Here is a 23,439-nt window from a genome sequence, read left to right on the forward strand (position 1 = left end):
TCCCGTGAGCGCACAGGGAGCAACAGCAGTAGGTATCGCCAACGTGACCGCGGACGGAACCGTCCTCGACACCTGGTTCCCGGCACCGGAGCTGGGAACATTCGACAAGACCGGTACCGAGAACGTCGAGGGAACAGATATTCCTTCCGATCTTGCACTGCTGGCAGGCACTGATGACGCTCGCGAGGTATCGCAGGTCGTCGTGCGCACCACCATCGCCGATCTCTCCAAGGCGCCGGTCGACGCACATGACGTCTACCTGCGCCTCCATCTCCTCTCGCACCGTCTCGTCGCACCCCACGGTGTCAACCTCGACGGCCAGTTCGGCCTGCTCAGCAACGTCGTGTGGACCAACTTCGGCCCGTGCGCCGTCGAAGGTTTCGAGCAGGTTCGCTCGCGTCTGCGCATCCGCGGCGTCGTGACCGTGTTCAGCGTCGACAAGTTCCCCCGCATGGTCGACTACGTCGTGCCGTCCGGAGTCCGCATCGGTGACGCGGACCGTGTCCGACTCGGTGCACACCTCGCCAGCGGAACGACCGTCATGCACGAGGGCTTCGTCAACTTCAACGCCGGCACCCTCGGCAACTCGATGGTCGAAGGCCGCATCTCCGCGGGCGTCGTCGTCGACGACGGATCCGATGTGGGCGGCGGCGCCTCGATCATGGGCACCCTCTCCGGTGGAGGCAAGGAAACGATCTCCCTCGGCAAGCGCTGCCTCCTCGGTGCAAACGCCGGCCTCGGCATTTCGCTCGGCGACGACTGCGTCCTCGAAGCGGGCCTCTACGTCACCGCCGGCACCAAGGTCACCGGCCCGGACGGAACCGTCGTCAAGGCCAAGGAACTGAGCGGCAAGTCGAACCTTCTCTTCCGTCGTAACTCGGTCTCGGGTGCCGTCGAGGTCGTGCCGTGGAAGGGCACCGGCGTCGAACTGAACGCTGCCTTGCACGCCAACGACTGATGAGTAGCACCGACGTCTCCGACGGAACAACCACTGCTCTCGGCCACGGTCTCAAGGTCCGCCATCTGACGATGATGGGCCTGGGCTCGGCCATCGGCGCCGGCCTGTTCCTCGGAACCGGCGTCGGTATCGCCAAGGCCGGGCCGGCCGTCCTGATCTCCTACATCCTTGCGGGCGCCGTCGTGGTGTTCGTGATGCGCATGCTCGGCGAGATGGGCGCCGCGATCCCGGCCAGCGGTTCCTTCTCTCACTACGCGCGCCTGGGGATCGGCGAGTGGGCCGGCTTCGTGATGGGCTGGCTCTACTGGTTCATGCTGATCATGGTGCTGGGCGCCGAGATCACCGGGGCTTCGGCGATCGTGAACGACTGGGTGCCGTCGATCCCGCAATGGGTTGTCGCCCTGGTTTTCGTGGTGTTCTTCGCCGTGGTGAACCTGGCGAAAGTCAGCAACTTCGGTGAGTTCGAGTTCTGGTTCGCCGCAATCAAAGTCACCGTCATCATCGGCTTCCTGATCATCGGTGTCCTGCTGGTGTTCGGCATCCTCCCCGATACCGATCCGGTCGGTACGAGCAATCTGTTCGGGCAGGGCGGCTTCATGCCCAATGGATTGTCCGGCATTGCCGCAGGACTTCTCGTCGTGGCATTCGCCTTCGGTGGGATCGAGATCGTCACCATCGCCGCAGCCGAATCCGAGAATCCGGAACGCTCCATCGCCGTCGCTGTCCGGAGCGTCGTGTGGCGCATCAGCGTCTTCTACATCGGCGCCATCTCGATCATGGTTCTGGTGCTGCCCTGGAACGACCCCGAACTCGAGAGCGGCCCGTTTGTGGCCGTCCTGAACAAGGCGAACATTCCAGGCGTTGCCGGGTTCATGGAACTCGTCGTAGTGGTGGCGTTGCTTTCCGCCTTCAACGCCAACATCTACGGCACCTCTCGCATGGCGTTCTCACTTTCGCGCCGCGGCGACGGACCCGCCTTCATGGCGAAATTGTCGAGCACCGGAGTTCCGACCAATGCCGTTCTGCTGTCGGTGTTCTTCGGCTTCGTCAGCGTCCTGCTCAACTGGCTGCTCCCCGACGACCTGCTCGGCATCCTGCTCAACGCAGTCGGCGCTGCGCTGCTGGTCATCTGGATCTTCATCGTCGTCTCGCATCTGCGACTGCGTAAACAACTCGAAGCGTCGGGCAAGCTGACGGTTCGGATGTGGCTGTTCCCGTATCTGAGCTACGCGACACTCGCGATGCTCGGTGTGTTCGTCGTCCTCATGCTCTTCGACGCCGATGCCCGTGCACAGTTGATCTCGACCACCGTGTTGTTCCTCGTGATCGCGGCATTGGGTTTCCTGAACGCCCGTTGGCGTAAGCAGAATCAGCCCGTCTGATCCGTGTGCCTATGCATCCCGCCTGTTCACGACGACGATGCTGAGACCGAATACGACGAGTACGAAAAGGGCGAAGTAGATCAGGCTGCCCCAGGGTCCCCAGTGGAAATCGACGCCACCGCTGGAACCGAGAAAGTTGTTGGCGTTCATGAACGGCAGGAACGGCATGATCTTCTCGCCGATACTTCCGAACAGGTTGAAAAGATTCTCGATCAGCAAGGGCCACAACAGCAATAATGCGATCGCACCTGCAGACTGCCGGAGCAACGCGCCCACTCCGACTGCTAGAACTACGCAGAAGAACGCGTAGATCGGTGTTCCGTAGACGACCCGCCAGTTCTCGTCGCCGGACAGAGTCAAGAATCTTCCGGCGTCACCTGCCGTGGCCTTCGTGAGGGCGAAGGCGCCGAACGACAACACGAGAGTCAGCACCGCTCCGAACCCACCGATGAGGCCCGCTTTGGCGACGAGCACCGAGGCGCGGTTCGGAACTGCCTGGAAGGTGGTGCGGATGGTCCCGAAACGATATTCGCTGGTGATCGCGAGAGCCGCCATGATCATCAGAACCAACACACCGAAGCCGGTCACTCCACTGAGTGCCCCCGAAACTGTCGGCATCATTGCACCGTTGGGGCTGCTGAGCGACGACTTGGCGCTCAGTCCGAAAACGGTAGCGAGTCCCAACCCGAGCACGATGATGATGATCGTGCACCACAGCGGCGACTTGGTCGTGGTGATCTTGATACGTTCAGCACTGAGAACAGCCATTACAGTGCACCTCCCATAGCCTGCTGCGTGTTTGCCTGCTGTGTATTTGCGTGGTGTGCACCGACACCCGGATCGATACCGGATGCGTGGTACTGGACATCGTCCCCGGTCAACTTCATGAACGCATCCTCGAGCGACCCCTGCTGAGAAGCCAACTCGTACAACACGATTCCCTGCGAACCAGCCAACCCACCGATCACATCGGTGGTCGAATCCACGACCACCAATGCCGGGGCAACGCCGGAACCGTCTTCACGCACCGTCAGCCCCTGCGAGAGCAACACACTGCGCAACGCATCGAGCTGTGGGCTGCGCACGCGCACCGTCGACTCCGACGAACGATCCACGAACTCCGCGACCGTCGAATCCGAAATCAACCGACCCCGACCGATCACCACCAACTGCTCCGCCGTGAGCGCCATCTCCGACAGAAGGTGACTCGACACCAACACCGTGCGGCCCTCGGCCGCCAACCGCTGCATGAACTTACGAATCCAGACGATGCCCTCCGGATCGAGACCGTTGACCGGCTCGTCGAACAACAACACCTTCGGATCCCCCAACAACGCACCCGCCAACCCCAGACGCTGCGACATACCGAGCGAGAACCCGCCGGCCTTCTTGCCCGCCACCTCGGACAACCCGACCAACCCGAGCACCTCGTCGACGCGGGACTTCGGGATCCCGTTCGAAGCAGCCATCCACTGCAGATGTGCACGCGCACTGCGATTGGGGTGCACCCACTTCGCATCCAGCAACGCGCCGACAGTCCGCAACGGCGTCTTGAGCTCCCGGTACGGCTTGCCCTCGATCAACGCCGCACCCGAGGTCGGCTGATCCAAACCCAGGATCATCCGCATCGTCGTCGACTTACCAGCACCGTTCGGGCCCAGAAAGCCCGTCACGATGCCCGGCTTGACCGTGAACGACAAATCGTCCACCGCTTTCGTCGGTCCGTAAACCTTGGTCAATCCCCTCAGCTCGATCATGAGGACCAGTCAACCATGAAAACCGAACTGTCGGAACTTTCAGACGCCAACGGAGAAAGGCGTTGCGTCCGTTCGCTGTCGAGGCTAGTATCGAATGTATGTTCGACACTACCGGGGGGTAAAAGTGACGACGCAAGTATCTGAACAGGCCATATCCAAACAGGCGATATCCGAAGAGACCATCGGACAATTCCGAGCATCACTCGTCAGCATGGATCGATCCATCGACAACGCAGCACGCGTGGATCTTCTGCGCGCTTTGGAAGAGTTGAAGGCCAGTTGCGCTGGTGCCCAGGCATTGCTGGCTGCCGATCTCGACGCGTTCACCCGCAACGACCGCAGCGAACGGGGAGTGCCGCGCGCATACCAAGGCCGTGGAATCAACGCGCAGATTGCCCTCGCACGGCGAGAGTCGGCTTGGTTCGGAACTCAGCATCTGAACCTGGCCCGCGCACTGAACGACGAGATGCCGCACACACTTCGACTACTCGTCGACGGCTCCATCAGTGAGCATCAGGCGACTATCCTCATGCGCGAGACTTCATGTCTCACCGCCCAGGATCGCGCTACGTTGGATCGCGAGTTCTGCTGCGACGCTGCAATCTTGGACGGATGCGGCAACCATCAACTGACACAAAGAATCCGCGCACGCGCTGCCGAAATAGACTCCGACAGTGTTGCCAGACGAGCACGCAAAGCCGTGGGAGACAGACGAGTGACGTCACGGCCTGCGCCCGACACGATGTGCTGGCTCAATGTGTTTCTTCCCGCGGCCGAAGGTATCGCCGTGCACGCCACGCTCAGGCGCGACGCAGATTCCGTACTTGCCGGCGGGGACAAGCGCACCCGAGCGCAAATCATGGCTGATCTCCTGGTCGAGCGGGTTACCGGAATCGGCCGCGCCACACCGACACCCGTCACCGTGAATCTGGTTGTCTCCGACCAGTCATTGTTGGGCGACAATTCCGCCCCGGCGTACGTCCACGGGTACGGACCTGTACCAGCCGCTATTGCACGCGAATGGATCACCAAGGCCAGCGAAGACTCCGAAACGGTGGCAACGGTCCGAAAGCTCTACGCACGCCCCGATACGGGCGCGCTGACCGCAATGGAATCCACGGCGAGAACCTTCCCGAAGGGGTTGGCGCGATTGATCGAACTCCGTGATCGAAGCTGCCGTACTCCGTGGTGCGACGCGCCGGTTCGCCACCGCGACCACATTCGCGATCACTCGAGGGGTGGACTCACCAGCGCAGCCAACGGTGCCGGGTTGTGTGCGGCATGCAATTACGCGAAACAGGGCTCGGACTGGACTGCCGAACCTGTACCAGGTAACCGGCACACCTTCACCACGACGACACCTACCGGGCACCGGTATTCGTCTGAGGCTCCGCCACTTCCGGCACCCTGGACCAGTCCGGATGCGGCCTAAGTTCCTCGGTGAGCCAATGCGTTCACGAACACCTCGGAAATCTCCGAGGGGTCACGAGCGATGTACGTCGAACCGCCCGTCACGCGGGAGATATCGGCGAGCGCCGCCGCATCTGCGTCATCGGTGATGCCGATGGTGACGATGATGACCGGACGCGCCGGATCCTGCTCGCGTGCAAGAACATCGAGCAACTGTTCACGGCTGATGCTGTCAGGATCTTCGTTTGCGCCGTCGGTCAAGATGATGACGCTGTTGACCGCTCGCGGATCGTACGATTCCTGAACCTTACGGAATGCGGCCAGAGTCGTGTCGTACAAACCTGTGGCGCCACGTTTGAGTTCGGTGAGCCGGTTCGCCTGATCTGCCATCAACTTTCGTTGAGTCACACCGTCGACGATCGTGTCGTAGCGCCTGATCGGCACCAATTCCTGGAAGTCCTGGGTTCCGTTCATACCTTGGGAAAACGCCCAGAGACCGGCAGCGACGCTGTCTGGGAAGACCTGATTGCCGGCCAGAGCAGCAGCAGTGGTCAACTGCATGCGCGTCTTGCCGCCTGCAGCCGGGTAGTCCATCGACGCAGACACGTCGATCGCAACGAGTGTCCGGATCGGCTTGGCCATCAGAGCCCAAGCGCCCAGCGTTTGATCGGCCACCGACTGTTCGGACACGGTCAGTGCCGTGACGTCACCGACTCCACCTTCGACGGCTCCACCGCCGGAAGTACGGAACCCGCTGCGCGTCAGCACTTCCTGAGCAGATTCACTGTGCAACAGCTCGGCGATGGCGTCACTCTTCTTGGCTGCGGCGTAGTGCCGGTCCGGTGCCGAAGCACTGACCACCAGGGGGTAATCCATGATCATGGTTCCCGTCGCCGGTACTGTCGCGGAAATCTTCGACTCGGCCTTCGTGAACTCGACGACCTGTTGCTCGGTCGAAACACCGACCTTTCCGGAGCTGACCAATTCGGTGAGCATCTTCTGTCCTACCGGCTGATCTTCGGTACGAACACTCTCCGCTTGCGCATGGGGTACGAGTGCCGCTCGAACGGATTCGGAGGTGGCCCCGGTTTCCGCGAGAGCTCCGAGAATGGGCGCCGACGCAACCCCTGTGAACAACGGATTGCCCAACGCCAGATCGGGAACCTGTAGCGCCGCGAGCCAACTGGCAAACTGTTCGCCACCGCCGGAGGCGAGAACGACAGGCGAGGTGGCGATCGAACCGCCGGCGGCAGCGACCGGCCCCTTGGCCGTCAATGCAGCTTTGCCCACCCACGCTGTCGAATCCGGTATCCACATGTCCGGAGCGTCCACGCCCTTACCTAAAGTTCCCGCAACGTCCCCGGGCAGCGCAGAGGTAACCGTGATCCGCGAACAGCCTGTCTGCTCCGGCGACGATTCTGCGAGGATCTCCGTGACTGCCGGCGCGATCGCAGGATCCGCTGCCAGCGAGTACTCGTCGACGCTCTCGCAGGAATCGGACTGTGTTGCCTTGAAGACCACCACCCCGGTGGCGATTACCGCGACGGCAACCAACCCACCCACTGCGTAGAACCCGATCGACCGCCCGCTGTCAGGACTCGAATGCCGTCCGCCCGCCATGAAATCTGCCCTTCCGAGGCCACTCGCACTCAGGCATACCGACGGTATGCGCGCGACTGGAACTGTCCCTACCGGGCGGTAGTGTAGCCAAGAACACAGAAATTCCAACTAGCGCTGAATCGTCGGAGAACCGGCGAGCCCACATTTCGGGACAGGCCGGCCGAATTCACGAACCTTCAAGCGTCGCAGCGACTTTTCAGCAAACTGACCTGCCTAGAGCAGCTCACGCTTCTGAACCTTGCCCATCGCGTTACGTGGCAGAGTCTCGGCAAATCGAACCTCACGGGGACGCTTGTGCGCCGACAACTCCGCCCCGACCAACTCGACCAATTCGGCTTCGGTGACCTCGGGAGTCCCGGGCTTACGGACTACGACGGCGATGATCCGTTGCCCCAGATCGGCGTCGGGGACACCGATCACCGCAACTTCGGACACCGAAGGGTGCCCGAGGATGGCGGTCTCGATCTCGCCGGCGCCGACTCTGAATCCACCGGATTTGATCAAGTCGATGGATTCGCGGCCGACGATTCGGTGGAACCCACCCTCGTCGATGACGGCGACGTCACCGGTCTTGAAGTAGCCGTCCTCCGTCCAGGACTCGGCGGTTGCGTCCGGACGGTTCAAGTAGCCGTCGAAAAGCATCGGCCCACGTACCTGTAGGCCGCCGATACTCTCGCCGTCGTGCGGCACATCGTTGCCCTTCTCGTCACGAAGACGAGTCTCGACTCCGCGCAGCGGCACGCCGACCCACCCCGGGCGTCGCTCGCCGTCGAAACGCGTGCTCAGGGTCAGCATCGTCTCACTCATGCCGTAACGCTCGATGGGCGTCAATCCTGTTCGCTCCCGCAACTTTTCGAAGACCGGCACGGGAAGCGGCGCACTACCGGAGACCAGAAGTCGGGCACCGGACAACGCGCGGGCAGCTTCTTCGTCTTCGGCGATACGCGACCAGACGGTGGGGACACCGAAGTAGAGGGAGCCCTTGGCCCTTGCGTAGTTTTCCGGCGTCGGCTTGACGGTGTGGATCACCCGGCTGCCGATCCGGAGGGGGCCGAGGATTCCGAGAATCAGTCCGTGCACGTGGAAGAGCGGAAGCCCGTGTACGAGGGTGTCTCGCCACGTCCAGTCCCAGGCCTCGGCGAGCGCGTCGAGCCCGGCTGCGATAGCCGAGCGACTGAGCAGAACGCCCTTCGGTGGGCCGGTAGTTCCGGACGTGTACAGGACGAATGCTGTGGACTGCGGTGCCGGTTCGGGATAGCTGTGCCACGAGCGAGCGTGCAATCGGACGGGAACCACGGGCAGGCCTTCGCAGTGGTCGTCCGTTTCGCCGAGCCACGCCTGGGCACCGGAGTCACGCAGAATGTGCTCTCGCTCAGCCTTCCCCGAGTCCGGCGGGACCGGCACAACGGTGACGCCGGCAATCAACGCCCCGACGACGGCGAGAATCGTTTTTGCTGTGGGAGTTGCCAATACGGCAACCCGATCGGCCTGCGCCACTCGCTCCGCGACCGAGGTCGCGGCACCGAGAATGGCACTCCGCGAGAGAACCGTGTCACCGATCGTCACGGCGTCGTCGAGGTCGTCACCGCGGGCAACAGCAAGGGGGTTCAAGGATCTCAGCAGCACCACGACAGCATCTCACAGCGCGGATGGTCGCAAACTTTCTCCTGCCCGACGCGCGTCCATCGAGTGCGGAGGGAACAGCGTCACCAGCGCAGCCCCCAAGAGCGCCCCGGAAAGCACCGCGAATCCGTGTGCGTCGTCGACCGTCACCAATGTTGCGCCGCCGACGACAATCACGACCGTCAGAACAATCTCAGGCATTCGCGGGCGCACCAGAACGCCGATCCCCGCGGCCGCCGCTGCCAGAGCAAGCGTGGCACCGGAGTTGCCTGCGCCGGTCGACGGGAAGACTGCGGTGGTGAGCAAACCGAACAACAGTTGACCGAGCAGGAAGAGAGCCCAGCCACGTGCGGCGCCCCAGAGCCGAAACGCAAGCGGTGCAACCACGGCCAGCGTCGCGAGATTGGTGACAGTTCCTGCGGCCCCTCCGTCCTGAACGAGCACGGAGGTCAGAATGCGCCACCATTGCCCGTCACGAATCAACGCGGGATCACGACGAAACATCTCGAGCAGTCCCGGCATCGCCGCCTGCAAGATGGAAGGCACTGCAACCATCAGCCAGAGGAGAGCTGCCGAGAGTGGGAATTCTCCGAAAACTCGACGACTTTTCAACCACACGAGCATCAGTGCAACCGAGGCAGCAACGACAGCAAAAATCAGTACCGCGTCCAAGCCGCCGGTCCCTGAGGTGGTCACAGCGCGACCTTACATCGGACCGATACCGACATCAGGGAACCTGACACCTGGGAAAGCACACGATTCAGGCGGAGAGGCGCTTTGCTGCCGCGGCGATTCGTTCGTCTGTTGCAGTGAGCGCGATCCGCACGTGCTTGCTCCCGCTCGGTCCGTAGAACTCACCGGGGGCAATGAGGATCCCACGATCGGCGAACCAACTGACCGTCGCTCGACATTCCTCGCCGCGCGTCGCCCAGAGGTACAGACCTGCCTCGGAATTGTCGACGGTGAATCCGGCGCCTCGAACAGCTTCGATCAACACACTACGACGCTCGCGGTACCGCTCGCGCTGGATGTTCTCGTGTTGGTCGTCGCCCAAGGCTGCGGTCATCGCCGCCTGGATCGGTAGCGGCAGGATCATGCCCGCATGCTTGCGCACCTCGAGCAGTTCCGTCACCAGAGCCGGATCACCGGTGACGAACCCGGCGCGATAGCTCGCGAGATTGGACGTCTTCGAAAGTGAGTGGACCGCAAGCAAACCGGTCAGATCACCGTCGTTGACACGAGGATCGAGAATGGAGAGCGCATCGGCTTCCCACGTCAATCCGAGGTAGCACTCGTCGGAGACGACGATGGCGCCGCGCTCGCGCGCCCAGGCCACGACCTTCTGCAAGTGCTCGAGGCCGAGCACCTTGCCGGTGGGATTCGAGGGCGAGTTCACGAAGATCATCGCCGCCGACTCGGGACCGAGCTTGTTCAAGCCGTCGGCGCGCAGGACGCGAGCACCTGCCAGTTTCGCTGCGACCTCGTATGTCGGGTACGCCAACTCCGGAATGACCACCAGATCGCCGGCTCCGAGACCGAGCAATTTCGGCAGCCACGCGATCATTTCCTTGGTACCGATGGCCGGCAGCACCGCTGCCGGATCGACGTCGGGAATGTTGTAGCGGCGATCCAGTGACTCCGCCACGGCCTCGCGAAGCGCGAGCGTGCCATGAGTCGTCGGGTATCCGGGCACCTCGGCAACAGAGGCCAGAGCCTCCTGAATCACCGGGTCCACCGGATCCACCGGCGTCCCCACGGACAGGTTCACGATGCCGTCGGGATGAGAGTGCGCCTTCGCCGTGACATCGGCGAGCGAATCCCACGGAAAATCAGGAAGCCCAGCGGCCACCGGAGTACGAGACAAGATCTCTATTCCTCACCCATGGGAGGCAGCGCCTTGATGAACGGCGTGTCGTAGTCGACCTTGCCGAGCTTGGCCGCTCCACCCGGTGAGCCGAGATCGTCGAAGAAATCGACGTTGGTGCTGATGTACGCGTTCCACTGGTCCGGGACGTCGTCTTCGTAGAAGATGGCTTCGACGGGACAGACAGGCTCACACGCGCCGCAGTCGACACACTCGTCGGGGTGGATGTAAAGCATGCGTCCACCCTCGTAGATGCAGTCGACAGGGCATTCTTCGATGCACGCCTTGTCCATCACATCTACACACGGTTCAGCAATCGTGTAGGTCACTGCCGATCTCCCTGCCTTCCTGTCGTGCATCGCCGCCGCAACACGCAGTTGCAAGGGGCCGAAAATCCGATACGACTCTCACGTACCGCGGGAACAGCCTATTATCCCCCTGCCGACCGACTCTGAGCAGGCGGGGTAACACATTTCAGCCTACTGCGGTGAAGTTCCTCGACCGAATCGCGATCCACTTCTCCCCCAGAGCGGCCGCGCGTACCAGTGCGCCCCGCTCACCGAGGTAATCCGCCACGACGCCGACCACCGGAATCTTGCCGATGATCTCGTACGGTTTTGTCCGCGACGGCCGCTTGTGCAACTCGTCCGTGATGGCACGAAAAGTCTTGGACGTGCGCCACAACGTTCCGATGAGCGCGAACGGGCGCCAGGTCTCGTCGGCGCCGCCGGCTGATTTCTCGGCGAAGTCTTCTCCGGTGAGAAGCTCTCGAGACTTCGTCTCACGCCGGCACAGCACCGACGCCAGGAGGTCCACCTGCTGATCCCGTTCGGTCACTCCGTGTTCACGGGCAACCGCAACGAGCACAACGGCCTGATTCGCGAAGGCCAGCAGGTCCTGGATCGGCAACCGATTGAGGAGGACGCCGAAGATGCCGGGAAACGCGACGGCGACGGTGTTGAGTGCACCCAACCGGGTCGTCCACCACTTCGAGCGCTGCTCGTCGGTCATCACCGACCACGCCGCCGTCCCGGGGAACTTGACGACGTCGAGGACCCAAGCGGCCGCGTCCAACACCATCGCAGCAGCGTTTCGCTCGGGATCGGTCGGCTCGAACGTCCGACGTTTGATACCGAGCGGATCGCTGTAGGCGAGGTCGAGAACCGGGTTGATCCCCCACACCGCTCGATCGAGAACCTCGACGACCTTGCGGTCCCCCAGTACGTCAGCCATCAGGCAATCGCTCCTTCGCGTCGTGCATGTGTGGTGGTTCGTTCGCGTGCCGGACGTCCGATTCCCTCGGCGATGGCGCGCAGTTCTGCGACGGTCTTCTCGGAACCGTGTTCGGAGCCGGCCATCCGCGAGATCGTCTCTTCCATCAGCGTTCCGCCGAGGTCGTTGGCGCCGCCGTTGAGCATCATCTGCGTTCCGGTGATGCCAAGTTTGACCCAGCTGGTCTGGATATTGGGTATGCGGCCGTGCAGCATGATGCGTGCCAACGCGTGCGCAGCGCGGTTGTCCCGATTGGTCGGCCCTGGCCGTGAAGCGCCCGCCAGGTACAGGGGCGCGCTCTGGTGAACGAACGGCAGCAGCACGAACTCCGTGAATCCGCCTGTACGGTCCTGGATTCCGCGAAGAACGTTCAGGTGCCCGACCCAATGGTGCGGCTGATCGACATGCCCGTACATCATCGTCGAACTCGACCGCAGCCCCACCTCGTGGGCCGTGGTGACCACTTCGATCCATTCCGCCGTCGGCAGTTTGCCCTTGGTGAGGATCCAGCGCACCTCGTCGTCGAGGATCTCCGCTGCCGTACCGGGAATGGTGTCCAGGCCCGCCTCACGAAGGGCCGTCAGCCAATCCCTGATGCTCTCACCACTGCGCGATGCACCGTTCACGATCTCCATCGGAGAGAACGCGTGGACGTGCATCGACGGCACGCGCTTCTTGACGGCCCGGACCAGGTCGGCGTAACCGGTGACGGGAAGTTCCGGATCGATACCGCCCTGCATGCACACCTCGGTTGCGCCGGCGACGTGCGCTTCCCACGCACGGTCGGCGACCTGCTCTGCCGACAGCGTGAACGCGTCGGCGTCACCCTTGCGCTGCGCGAACGCACAGAATCGGCAGCCCGTGTAGCAGATGTTGGTGAAGTTGATGTTCCGGTTCACCACGTAGGTGACGTCCTCGCCGACGGCATCCTTGCGCAGCGCATCCGCCAGTGCCACAACGGCTTCCAGGCCCGGGCCCTCCGCCGTGGCGAGGGCCAGGTACTCGTCGTCGGAACATCCGGCCGGGTCGCGTTCGGCACTGCGGAGCGCAGCCAGCAGATCGGTGTCGACGCGAATCGGAGCACTGAGCTCGAGAACCTGTTCGCGCACGGTCTCCCAGTCGCCGAACGCACTGCCCAGGTCACTGCGGGTCTCGGTGTTGCGCCCGTCCGTGTCGATCTCGGTATTGAGATCGACGCGTCCGCTCGATTCCCACGACTCGTCCGGTTCCTGCCACGGCCGACCCACCGGCTTGGTGTCGGGCAAGGCGAGACCGGTCTTGGGATCCGCCAGCGCCTGCACGTGACCCGCAATACGCGGATCGATCCACGGAGCCCCGGCCAGGACATATGCCGGCTGAGCCGCAGTGCGTTCGGTCAGCGTGAAGCCGCCCTCGGCGCTGATCTCGGCCAAGGTCTCGAGATTCGGCCAGGGACGCTCGGGGTTGACGTGATCGGGGGTCAACGGTGATACCCCGCCCCAGTCGTCGACGCCGGCGCCGAGCAGCGCGAGGCACTCGCTGTTCGAGACGAGATTCGGCGGACTCTGAATCCGCATCGTCGGCCCGAGCAACAGGCGTGCGACGGCGATGGCCGCGAGAAACTCGTCGAGTCCCGCATCAGGCGTATTGCGCATCGCGGTATCAGGCTTGGCCAGGAAGTTCTGAATGATCACTTCCTGGATGTGGCCGAACGCCTTCTGCGACTTGCGTATCGCCATGATCGACTCGGCACGTTCGAGGAAGTTCTCCCCGATGCCCACAAGAATTCCCGTGGTGAAGGGGATGTTCAGTCGGCCTGCGTCGGTCAGGGTGCGTAGCCGAACCGCCGGGTCCTTGTCCGGGCTGCCGTAGTGGCACTCACCCTTGTCGGTGAACAGCCGGGTAGCGGTCGTCTCGAGCATCATGCCCATCGACGGCGCAACGGGCTTGAGCCGCGAGAGTTCCTGCCAGCTCATCACACCGGGATTGAGGTGTGGGAGCAGGCCTGTCTCCTCGAGTACCCGGATCGACATCGCTCGCACGTAGTCGAGGGTGGAGTCGTAGCCGCGTTCGTCCAGCCATTGCTTGGCTTCCGGCCAGCGAGCCTCGGGGCGATCCCCCAGCGTGAACAACGCTTCCTTGCAGCCCAATTCGGCGCCTGCCCTGGCAATGTCCAAAACCTCGTCCGGTTCCAGGAACATGCCGTGCCCAGCGGCACGCAGCTTCCCCGGCACCGTGACGAATGTGCAGTAGTGGCACTTGTCCTGGCACAGACGGGTCAGCGGAATGAAAACTTTTCGCGAATACGTCACGGTGTTCGGCCGACCCGCTGCCAGCAGACCGGCATCGCGAACCTTGGCCGCCGAAGAACACAGATCGGTCAGATCGGTTCCCCGTGCCTGCAGCAGCGTTGCCGCCTCGTCGACGTTCAGGGTCGCTCCGTCGCGTGCACGACGGAGAACTCGCCGCATCGCCGACGCTGACGGGCCGGGCGACGGACTGGACGAGGCGGACGCGGAAATACCTGGCATCGGAAGCATGGTGGGTTTGCCGGAGTCATCACCAGTTCGGTTCACCTAGCGATCATGCGCCATGTGGGACGACTAGTGCCACCCGGTGCCAGAAGTAGGAGGCCTCACCGCCCCGACACCGCCTCGATCACGACGGCCGGTAGTCGTCGTCGACCGCAACCTCGACTCGTTGATCCACCACGTCAGCCACTGGCGCGTCGAGCGGAATGTCGGTCAGATCGGGTTCTTCAGGGGCGTTCGGATCTACGGGTGTCGATTGTTCGAGCGCATCTGATTCCGGAGCCTCCGGGTCGAATGTCGCATCTTGTTCGGTCATCACGTGCTCCCTTCGCGGTCGCCACACTCCACGATAGGGCCGATGTCGACAGATCGCCCCTCACTCGACCAAAGTAGTGCCCATGACTGCGCCGCAACCGCTGACCATGGCCGACCCGTTATGGCGACCCAGCACCAAAGCCCCGAGGCTGTGGGCAATCACTGCCTCACTGTTCTGGGTACCCGTCATCGTCGCCGAAATCGTCTGTGCCGTCTTGGTACCCGGAATCCCGTCCTGGGTGGTCGGCACCGTATTCGCAGTCACCGTACTCTTCGCTGCCACCTACATTCTGATGGTCCCGGCGTGGCGGTATCGGGTCCACCGATGGGAGATCAGTGACACCGCGGTATACACCCGCACCGGCTGGTTCACCCAGGAGCGACGCATCGCACCGATCTCGCGCGTGCAGACCGTGGACACCGAGCGCGGACCGATCGACCGCATGTTGGGTCTGGCAACCGTCACGGTCACGACAGCGTCGTCGGCCGGGGCCGTGAAGATCTCCGCACTCGACCAGGAGGTCGCCGACCGCACGGTGGCTCAACTGACGGAGATCGCGGGTACCAACGTGGGAGACGCGACGTGAACGAGAAACAGTTGGGCGACCCGACCGCGATCGAGATCCCGGTAGAGGCGGAAACGGCAGCTGCCGAGGCCGCGGAAGAGGAACAGCCCTGGCTCCGCCTCGACCGACGCATGCTTCTGGTCCACCCCGTCAACGAAGTCGTCAAACTGCTCCCGGTCCTACTCGTCTCCGTAGTTCTCGGCAGCCAATCCGGAAACCACTGGTGGGGACTCGGCGTCGTCACTCTGCTCGTCATCTTCGGTTTGTTGCGGTATTTCACCACCACGTACCGAATCGGACCCGTCCACGTTCAACTGCGCACCGGGGTCTTCCAGAAAAAGCTGCTCTCCGTCCCGCGTAGCCGCATCCGATCCGTCGACGTCGAGGCCGGGGTCATGCACCGGTTGCTCGGACTGTCGATCGTGCGCATCGGTACCGGCCAGCGCGCCGGGAGCGGCCACGATTCGAACAAGTTCGAGCTCAACGCCCTGTCGACCGCCCTGGTTCCGGACCTACGCGCCGCACTGTTGGCCGGCGCCCAGCAAGCACGGCGACTGGAAACCCCGGGCACGCCGGTCGAAAGCATCACCGAACCGGTCGACACCGAAATCGGTCACTGGGAACCGAGTTGGGTTCGCTACGCCCCCTTTTCGTTCACCGGAATCGCCATCATCGCAGCCATCATCGGCATCTCGTTCCAATACGGCATCGGCACTGCCGTCGCGAAATCCTCGGCAGTGAGCGACAGCTTCGACTCACTCGAGAGCCTCGGCATCGCACTGATGGTCGTCATCGCACTCGTCGTGCTGCTGGTGCTGTCGAGTGCACTCGCCTGCGTCCAGTACCTGATCGCGTTCGGCAACATGAAACTCACCGACAACGGCCGCATCCTGCATGTCAGTCACGGCCTGTTGAAGACTCGGCAAACCACACTCGACCGCGCCCGCCTCCGCGGCACGACGCTCAAGGAACCGCTCCTGCTGCGATTGGCCCGCGGCGCGCGGCTCGACGCCATCATGACCGGGGTCAGCGCCGAGAAGAAGGAATCTTCGCTACTGCTCCCGCAGGGACCGCGCAGGGAAGCCGAGCGAGTGATGGCCACCGTGATCGGTGACTCACGCCAGGCGTCCGCCCCGCTGATCCCGCACGGCCCGGCCGCGCGGCGTCGCCGGTACACCCGAGCACTGTTCCTCGCCGCGGTGGCGTTCCTGGTCTGTGTGGCGTGCGCGGCTTCTGGACTCGATGTACCGATCTACGCGTGGTTCGGGGTCGCCGTACTCGCCATCGGTGGCACCGCCCTCGCCTACGACCGATACAAGGGCCTCGGCCACGCAGTACTACCCGGATGGTTGATCACCCGAAACGGCTCGCTCGATCGCCAGCGTCACAGTCTCGAATCCGAAGGTGTCATCGGATGGACGGTGCGCGAGACGTTCTTCCAACGACGCGCGGGAGTGGCAACCGTCGTCGCCGCGACGCCCGCCGGCACCGGAAGCTACGAGGTGATCGATCTCCCCGCCGAGAACGCGTGGGAATTGATCGAAGCCGTCACTCCGGGCGGTGGCGACGTGTGGGCAGGTCGTCGATGATGAGCCTCGCCAGCGAACCGAGACGCGATCGCTCGGGCTGGATGGTCGGAACACCGAGGAGTTCCAGCGGAGCGGCCGTGACCGGTCCGACGCAGTAGGTCGGTACCGGTCCGCGCATCGCTGCGACGAACCGCTCCAACTCGCCCATTTCTTTTGCCGTGCTGAGCATCGAGGAGACCGCGGGGGCACTGGTGAAGGTCAGCGCGTCGATCGCACCGGAACGAACTGCAGCGACCAACGCGCGGACCGGCGACTGATCCGGCGGCCGGATCCACCGATAGACCGATACCGGAGTGACAACCGCGCCGATGTCGGCGAGGGAGGCGCTCAGGTCCGTCAACGGCTCCCATTCGGTGATGGTGCCGTGCAACTGGACTGCGATGCGCAAGCCTGCCACTCCCTCGCTTCCGAGATGTGCCAGAACTTCCTCGGACGACTCACCCGAAGGCGACCATTCCTCGCGCAGTCCGGCGCCTCGGATGGCGCCCGTCGCCTTCGGGCCGCGGGCGATGATGCGCGTGTGGGCGAGAGCCCCGAGGAACTCGTCGGTCAAACCCCACGAGGCGACGGCGTCGAGCCAACCCCTGAAGCCGATCCCGGTACTGATCACGACCAATTCCGGAGGATCGGCAATCAAAGCGGACGTCTGAGTCCTCAGGTCTCGATCGTCCACCAACGGCAGCACATGGATCACCGGTGTCCGCACGATCTCCGCGCCTCGACGTTCGAGGAGCGTCGCAAATTCTTCGACACGCCGTTCTGCGGTCAAGGCGATAGTCGCACCCGCCAAATCATGTTCAGCCACAGGCTGAGTGTCCCTTATGCACGGGTCAGTTTCCTACGCGCGCGCCGAGAACTATTGCGAGCTGAGGGTGGCGAGTCTGTTGATCGCCACCTTGAAGAGGAAAACGGCGGCCGGAGCGATCGCACCGACCAGCAGCAGGAAGGTCAGAGGGGACGAAAGCACGAGTACGTCGCCGCCGGGGCCGCCCACCATGCACACCAAGAACCCGACGATCCAACCGGCGAGCGGCAATGCGGCCCTACCCGGCGTCGTAACCGTGCGGGCGGCGATCACCAATACGAGGTTCGCGGTCGCGGCTACGAGAATGCTGATGGGAAATGCCGTCGTACCGAGATGAGTCGGCAAGAACAGGACGGACAACACCGCGCACAAGAATCCGTCGAAAATCAGGACGCCGAGGATGACAGGGTCGAGCCACGACAGCGACGTTCCTGTCGAGGCGTCCGTGTTGTTCTCGACGGTCGTCATGGTTTTGATAGTGGTCTATCGGTCGTCATCGCGCGAGCGCGGGGTCCCTCCCGACAAGCACCCCGGCTCGCGCCCGAAAAGCACGAAGCTGATCAGGGAACCGGCGGGAACCCGAGCAGAGTCAGCAAATGACTCTGCTGATCTGCGAATGCGTAGAGCGACCCGTAATACAAGTCGTGGTAATAACCAGCCATCGGACGCAACGAATCGACGAAGGCGACGATCTGGTTTTGCAGGTCCCAGTTGTACATTTCTTCAGCCCCCAGGCTTTGCTGTTACCGAAAGGACCACCCATCCGGTGACACGCATCACACACCACTACGGCGTCGATCGCAATGCCTGTGAGCCGACGCCCAGGTCAGCTGTGCAGCCCGTCGAACAGATCGCGCTCGCGGCCGTCCTCACCCACCGGACCGAGCGCGCCGGCGGCCAATACGAAATGCTCGACCGTCAGGATCGGTTGGACCACGTTGTTCGACAATGCGAACTCGGCTCGGCTCGGGGCTACCGTCACCTGAGTGGCGTGGGCGCTCAATGCCCTCGCCTTCGCATCGATGACGCCTCGAACGTCGATTGCCGTCGTCACGTCTGTGTCCTCGACGCTCGGCAATTCCCCGGGCTCGGGCAGACGCCAGTTCTCCGGGAACTCGGAAATCGCCGCGATGCCGCGTTCGAGTCCGCTGCGCTCGGTCACGGTCCAGTAGAACTTCGGAGTCGACCACGGCTCGCCGGTCTCGGGATACGCGGTCGTTCCTGCAGCTTCGACGGCCGCTGTCGTGATCGCGTGCGCCTGGATGTGGTCCGGGTGCCCGTAGCCGCCGTTGGGGTCGTACGTGATCACGACGTGCGGCCGAATCTCACGAATGACGGCGACCACCGCGCCGACTGCTTCGTCGAGTCGAGCATTGACAAAAGCACGGGGATTGGCGGCCGAAGGTGTGCCGATCATTCCGGAGTCGCGATACCGACCGGCATCGGCGAGGAAGCGAGGAGCGGCACTGCCCAAAGCCGACAAAGCAGCGCTCAGTTCCGCGATCCGGTAGCCACCGAGTTGATCGGCCTCGGAAGCCACGAGCCCGGCCCACGCATCACCGATCACTTCGCCTTCCTCCCCCAACGTGCAGGTGAGGACTGTGACCTCGACGCCTTCGGACGCGTATCGCGCGATGGTGCCACCGGTGGTGATCGTTTCGTCGTCCGGATGTGCGTGCACCAACAGAAGTCGCTTCGCCGACGCGGTCACTTTTCCACCCTCACCCAGTCCGTAGCGTTTCCGAATATCCCCACCTGCACCGGCCCGTCGAGGACCACGCCCTCGACTCCGGTCCCGACCGCGACCAGCGCTCGGCTCTGCACGATCGGCAAAACCGCCGCAAGATCCCACAGCTTGGGTTCCGCATCGGCGATCAACGACCCGAGATCCCCGATGCCACTGAGCGCTTCGTCGATCCGACCTTGCAACGCCGGATCACACAGCCCGGACAGGTTGCTCGGAGCCTCGACGCTTGTCGTTCGGATGGGCTCCGGTGTCTGCGACGGCGTCGGTGCGGGCACTGCCGAACTTGTTGCCGGAGTGGAAGGTGCGCTCGGGCAACTGAACCGCGAGGCCAGCGAAGTGGCCGTGTCGGCGCCTGCCCGGCTCCAACCGACGATCATGTCGACGCGTCCTGTCGTCAGGTCCTCGCCGTAGAGTTCCTCCGGCGCCACCGATTCGACGGTCGCCAGGATTCCCACGTCACGCAATTCGTCGGCAGCGGTGTTTGCCACGGCGATCGCGATGTCGTCGTTTTCGGGAGCGCCGATCAGCAGTGTCAACTGGGCGCCGTCACGGACGATCGATCCGACTGTTCCAGTGCCCGTGACGATTCCGGTGGGCGGTGCCGTCAGGTAGCCGGCTGCGGTCAGCTCGCCCAGCGCCTGCTCCCTGGTCGGTTTCGGCGGCGCGGTGGGCGCATATCCCGGATCCGACGGAGCGAGAATCTGAGCTTTCACCGGGGCGGACGCCGATTCACTCCCTGCCGCCACCACGGCGAGCAGGTCCGGATCGAGCAGTCCCAGAACACCTTTACGCACCCGAACATCCGCGAAGTTCTTGCTTCGCCCGTTCACGTTGATGTCGAGAGTGCGCGGAACGTAGGAGAACGCCGTCCTGACACCCGGGATTGCAGACAGCTGAATATCCGTGGCACTACCCGAATGAACCTGCGCCACTTGGGCATCGTCGGTACGCAGCGCATCCGCCAACTGTGCAGCCGTTCCTCCGCGTCGCAGAACTATCTGATCCGGGTCTGAAGGCTTGCCCCAGAATCGGTCGTTGCGTTCGAGCACGATTTCGTCCCGGCCGCGGTCGACCGAGCGCACGTGAAAGTGGGCTCCCGACACCGGAATCCCCTCACTCAGGCCGGTGCTGAAACCGCCGGGAGTGTCCTTGATCAGGTGGGACGGAAGAATATCGGTGAACAACTCTCGCCATGCCGGATACGGCGCACGCATCACGACGTTGACCGTTTTGCCGCCGCCGGACGAGTTCACGTCGTCGATCATCTGATAGCCCGCGGGATTGACCACACCGGGAACCGAGATCATCTGCTGCCACAGGTAGCGAAAGTCTTCTGCCGCAATGGGAGCGCCGTCCGACCATTGGGCTTCGTTGCGCAGTTGGTAGCGAATCGTGAACGGGGCCTCCGACGTCACTTCAGCGGAAACGAGGAAAGAATCGTCGATCGCCCACTCCGTCGCGCCAGGTTGTGTGGGCGAATTGATCGGGCGAAACGCACTGGGCAGTACGAGGTTGCCGACTGCGGAGTTGACCGGCGACTGATCCGCGAGCAGGTGCGGGTTGAATCCGCCTCCCACCTCGTCGATTGCCACAGTGACCTGCTTCATCGCCGGAACGACCGGAGTCGGTGTGGGCTTGACGGTTTCGGTGCTCTCGACCGGAGGCGGCGGATCGGCTGTACATGCAGTCAGTGACAACGCCGTCACTGCCACTGCCAACGCCAGGTAGCGACGTCCTGAGGCCACAGACAATTCCTTCCGTACGGGGCCGCGTCGCCCCTTTGCACTCGATTCCCTGGCAGATCTTTCGCCTGGAAACCATGAAGGCGAATGTACCTTTCCGCCGAAAACTCGGCTGAAAGGCACATCCGCCTGTCAGGTTGTAACCGACGAAAGACTACAGAGCAGCCTTGTCGCGTGCCTTGCTACGTGAACGCTCGCGAGCGCGCTCGGTTGCGTTGAGGTGCACCTTGCGGACGCGGACGTCCTCCGGGGTGACCTCGACGCACTCGTCGCTGGAGCAGAACTCCATCGCTGCTTCGAGTTCGAGCTTGATCGGCTTTGCGAGGGTCTCCATCACGTCTGCGGACGACTGACGCATGTTGGTCAGCTTCTTCTCGCGGGTGACGTTGATGTCGAGGTCTTCCTGACGCGGGTTGATACCGACGACGTGTCCCTCGTAGGTGTCTGCGCCGGGCTCGACGAAGAAGGTTCCACGGTCGGCCAACTGGATCATGGCGAACGGCGTCACCGTGCCGGAGCGGTCCGAGACGAGCGAGCCGGTGTGGCGCGCACGGATCTCGCCGGCCCACGGGCCGTATCCGTCGAACACGGCGTTGGCGATACCGGTTCCGCGGGTTTCCGTGAGGAAGTCCGTACGGAAGCCGATGAGGCCACGCGAAGGAACGATGAACTCCATGCGAACCCAGCCTGCGCCGTGGTTCGACATCTGGACCATCTTGCCCTTGCGGTTGGCCAGGAGCTGCGTGATGGCGCCGAGGTACTCCTCGGGGCTGTCGATGGTCAGCTCTTCGAAAGGCTCGTGAACCTTGCCGTCGACGAGCTGCGTGACAACCTGCGGCTTACCGACGGTGAGTTCGAAGCCTTCACGACGCATCTGCTCGACGAGGATGGCGAGCGCGAGCTCTCCACGACCCTGGACCTCCCACGCATCGGGGCGACCGATGTCGAGGACCTTGAGCGAGACGTTACCGACGAGCTCCTGGTCCAGGCGGGACTTGACCATGCGTGCAGTCAGCTTGTGACCCTTGACGCGACCGACGAGCGGTGACGTGTTGGTGCCGATCGTGACCGAGATTGCCGGCTGGTCGACGGTGATGCGGGGCAGTGCGACCGGGTTCTCCAGATCAGCGAGGGTGTCGCCGATCATGATGTCCGGGAATCCTGCGACGGCGCAGATGTCACCGGCGACGGCGACCTCACCGGGAACGCGCTCGACACCGATGGTCGTGAGGAGTTCGGTGATCTTGGTCTTCGTGACGACGGGCTCGCCGTCGACCTCGCGGCACCAGGACACGGTCTGGCCCTTGCGCAGCTCGCCGTTGTGGATGCGAACGAGTGCGAGGCGACCGAGGAATGCGGATGCGTCGAGGTTGGTGACGTGAGCCTGCAGCGGTGCGTCGACCGAGCCCTTCGGCGCGGGGACGTACTCCATCAGCACCTGGAAGAGCGCGGTGAGGTCCTCGGCGTCGGGAGCCTTGCCGTTCTCGGGCTGCACGGTCGATGCCTTGCCTTCGCGACCGGACGCGTAGAGGACGGGAAGTTCGAGTGCGAGCTCAGCGGCTTCGGCGGCCTCGTCGGAAAGGTCCGATGCGAGGTCGAGGAGCAGGTCCTGAGCCTCGGTGACAACCTCTTCGATGCGGGCGTCGGGGCGGTCCGTCTTGTTGACGACCAGGATGACGGGCAGCGAAGCGGCGAGTGCCTTGCGCAGCACGAAACGCGTCTGCGGCAGGGGTCCCTCGGAAGCATCGACGAGCAGGACGACGCCGTCGACCATGGACAGGCCGCGCTCGACCTCGCCACCGAAGTCGGCGTGGCCGGGGGTGTCGATGACGTTGATGACGGTGATGGAACCGTCTTCGTTGACCTTATGTACTGCGGTGTTCTTCGCGAGAATGGTGATGCCCTTCTCGCGTTCGAGGTCGCCGGAGTCCATAACGCGATCGACCAGCTCGGCGCGCTCCTCGAACGCGCCGGACTGACGAAGCATGGCGTCGACGAGGGTGGTCTTGCCGTGGTCGACGTGTGCGACGATGGCAACGTTACGGAAGCTGGTGATGGTCACGCGATGGCTCTCCTGGCTGAGTTGATTCGGCCACGCGAAAGTCAAGTCGCACGGCTCTTCTGGTGGCCGCTGCACGAGTGTGTGATCCGAATCAGGGCACGAATCGCCTGAGAAGGCACCGCGGCCTAGTAAATACTACTCGCTCCGGGCTGATACTCCTGCATTGTGCGGCCTCTATCACCGCCCCCACCAGCGAATGGTGATCTGCACCACGCCG

Annotated in this window: 21 protein-coding genes; 5 read left to right on the plus strand and 16 right to left on the minus strand. The window is 63.4% G+C overall.

The genetic code is table 11. The annotated features are described in order from the left end of the window. The first annotated feature begins 4 nt into the window (after nt 1–4). Together dapD and M0639_RS20230 are read left to right on the plus strand one after the other, a co-directional pair. Nucleotides 5–958: a 2,3,4,5-tetrahydropyridine-2,6-dicarboxylate N-succinyltransferase gene (gene dapD / locus M0639_RS20225; protein ID WP_019749368.1), complete on the plus strand. Its 954-nt coding sequence runs from the start codon at nt 5–7 to the stop codon at nt 956–958. Next, a complete protein-coding gene (locus tag M0639_RS20230; RefSeq protein ID WP_003945184.1) occupies nt 958–2,340 on the plus strand; it encodes an amino acid permease in 1,383 nt (460 codons plus the stop codon). The genes dapD and M0639_RS20230 overlap by 1 nt, the downstream gene beginning before the upstream one ends. A gap of 9 nt (nt 2,341–2,349) precedes the next feature. Here M0639_RS20230 and M0639_RS20235 read toward each other — a convergent pair whose 3' ends face one another. Beyond that, entirely contained in the window at nt 2,350–3,108 is a 759-nt protein-coding gene (locus M0639_RS20235; protein WP_065455456.1) for an ABC transporter permease, read from the minus strand. Continuing rightward, entirely contained in the window at nt 3,108–4,097 is a 990-nt protein-coding gene (locus M0639_RS20240) for an ABC transporter ATP-binding protein (RefSeq protein WP_058038516.1), read from the minus strand. Before M0639_RS20240 ends, M0639_RS20235 begins: the two co-directional genes overlap by 1 nt. Nucleotides 4,098–4,308: 211 nt before the next feature. Between M0639_RS20240 and M0639_RS20245 the strand changes: the two genes are divergently transcribed. Further along, nucleotides 4,309–5,529, plus strand: a complete 1,221-nt coding sequence (locus M0639_RS20245) for an HNH endonuclease (protein WP_231915225.1) — start codon at nt 4,309–4,311, stop codon at nt 5,527–5,529. Here M0639_RS20245 and M0639_RS20250 read toward each other — a convergent pair. The 8 genes from M0639_RS20250 to M0639_RS20285 form a co-directional block, all read right to left on the minus strand. Further along, nucleotides 5,526–7,127: a substrate-binding and VWA domain-containing protein gene (locus M0639_RS20250; RefSeq protein WP_042926345.1), complete on the minus strand. Its 1,602-nt coding sequence runs from the start codon at nt 7,125–7,127 to the stop codon at nt 5,526–5,528. The genes M0639_RS20245 and M0639_RS20250 overlap by 4 nt on opposite strands. A gap of 213 nt (nt 7,128–7,340) precedes the next feature. Then, nucleotides 7,341–8,753, minus strand: coding sequence for an acyl-CoA synthetase (locus M0639_RS20255; protein WP_007726254.1), 1,413 nt, complete (start codon nt 8,751–8,753; stop codon nt 7,341–7,343). 12 nt (nt 8,754–8,765) lie between these two features. Further along, nucleotides 8,766–9,446 (minus strand): hypothetical protein, encoded by a 681-nt coding sequence (locus M0639_RS20260; RefSeq protein WP_007726255.1) that lies wholly within the window; start codon nt 9,444–9,446, stop codon nt 8,766–8,768. A 64-nt stretch (nt 9,447–9,510) separates the two neighbouring features. Beyond that, nucleotides 9,511–10,614 (minus strand): succinyldiaminopimelate transaminase, encoded by a 1,104-nt coding sequence (gene dapC, locus M0639_RS20265; RefSeq protein WP_064075826.1) that lies wholly within the window; start codon nt 10,612–10,614, stop codon nt 9,511–9,513. A gap of 5 nt (nt 10,615–10,619) precedes the next feature. Next, nucleotides 10,620–10,943, minus strand: coding sequence for a ferredoxin (fdxA, locus tag M0639_RS20270; RefSeq protein ID WP_003945248.1), 324 nt, complete (start codon nt 10,941–10,943; stop codon nt 10,620–10,622). 145 nt (nt 10,944–11,088) lie between these two features. Next, nucleotides 11,089–11,847 carry a hypothetical protein gene (locus M0639_RS20275; RefSeq protein ID WP_030536220.1) on the minus strand — a complete coding sequence of 253 codons (759 nt, stop codon included), beginning with the start codon at nt 11,845–11,847 and terminating at the stop codon, nt 11,089–11,091. Then, nucleotides 11,847–14,405 (minus strand): bifunctional FO biosynthesis protein CofGH, encoded by a 2,559-nt coding sequence (locus tag M0639_RS20280; protein ID WP_003945208.1) that lies wholly within the window; start codon nt 14,403–14,405, stop codon nt 11,847–11,849. The genes M0639_RS20275 and M0639_RS20280 overlap by 1 nt, the downstream gene beginning before the upstream one ends. Nucleotides 14,406–14,523: 118 nt before the next feature. After that, the gene (locus tag M0639_RS20285; RefSeq protein WP_003945217.1) at nt 14,524–14,712 is read right to left on the minus strand and encodes a hypothetical protein; all 189 of its coding nucleotides are present in this window, start codon (nt 14,710–14,712) and stop codon (nt 14,524–14,526) included. 82 nt (nt 14,713–14,794) lie between these two features. Here M0639_RS20285 and M0639_RS20290 point away from each other — a divergent pair, with 82 nt between their 5' ends. Then, nucleotides 14,795–15,298 carry a PH domain-containing protein gene (locus M0639_RS20290; RefSeq protein ID WP_042926352.1) on the plus strand — a complete coding sequence of 168 codons (504 nt, stop codon included), beginning with the start codon at nt 14,795–14,797 and terminating at the stop codon, nt 15,296–15,298. Further along, nucleotides 15,295–16,866: a PH domain-containing protein gene (locus M0639_RS20295; RefSeq protein WP_081377527.1), complete on the plus strand. Its 1,572-nt coding sequence runs from the start codon at nt 15,295–15,297 to the stop codon at nt 16,864–16,866. The genes M0639_RS20290 and M0639_RS20295 overlap by 4 nt, the downstream gene beginning before the upstream one ends. Here M0639_RS20295 and M0639_RS20300 read toward each other — a convergent pair. From M0639_RS20300 to typA, 6 genes are all read right to left on the minus strand, one after another. Next, nucleotides 16,826–17,671 (minus strand): uroporphyrinogen-III synthase, encoded by an 846-nt coding sequence (locus M0639_RS20300; protein WP_030536223.1) that lies wholly within the window; start codon nt 17,669–17,671, stop codon nt 16,826–16,828. The genes M0639_RS20295 and M0639_RS20300 overlap by 41 nt on opposite strands. 51 nt (nt 17,672–17,722) lie before the next feature. After that, nucleotides 17,723–18,139, minus strand: coding sequence for a hypothetical protein (locus M0639_RS20305; protein ID WP_030536224.1), 417 nt, complete (start codon nt 18,137–18,139; stop codon nt 17,723–17,725). Nucleotides 18,140–18,231: 92 nt separating this feature from the next. Beyond that, on the minus strand, nt 18,232–18,390 hold the full coding sequence (locus M0639_RS20310; protein ID WP_003945210.1) for a hypothetical protein: 159 nt from the start codon (nt 18,388–18,390) through the stop codon (nt 18,232–18,234). Nucleotides 18,391–18,497: 107 nt separating this feature from the next. Next, a complete protein-coding gene (gene mshB, locus M0639_RS20315; RefSeq protein ID WP_064075825.1) occupies nt 18,498–19,382 on the minus strand; it encodes an N-acetyl-1-D-myo-inositol-2-amino-2-deoxy-alpha-D-glucopyranoside deacetylase in 885 nt (294 codons plus the stop codon). After that, nucleotides 19,379–21,163 (minus strand): ABC transporter family substrate-binding protein, encoded by a 1,785-nt coding sequence (locus M0639_RS20320; protein ID WP_030536226.1) that lies wholly within the window; start codon nt 21,161–21,163, stop codon nt 19,379–19,381. Before M0639_RS20320 ends, mshB begins: the two co-directional genes overlap by 4 nt. Nucleotides 21,164–21,314: 151 nt before the next feature. Beyond that, nucleotides 21,315–23,222, minus strand: a complete 1,908-nt coding sequence (typA, locus tag M0639_RS20325) for a translational GTPase TypA (protein ID WP_007726276.1) — start codon at nt 23,220–23,222, stop codon at nt 21,315–21,317. Nucleotides 23,223–23,439: the final 217 nt, after the last annotated feature.

This window comes from Rhodococcus qingshengii JCM 15477, from assembly GCF_023221595.1.
Lineage (GTDB): Bacteria > Actinomycetota > Actinomycetes > Mycobacteriales > Mycobacteriaceae > Rhodococcus_F > Rhodococcus_F qingshengii.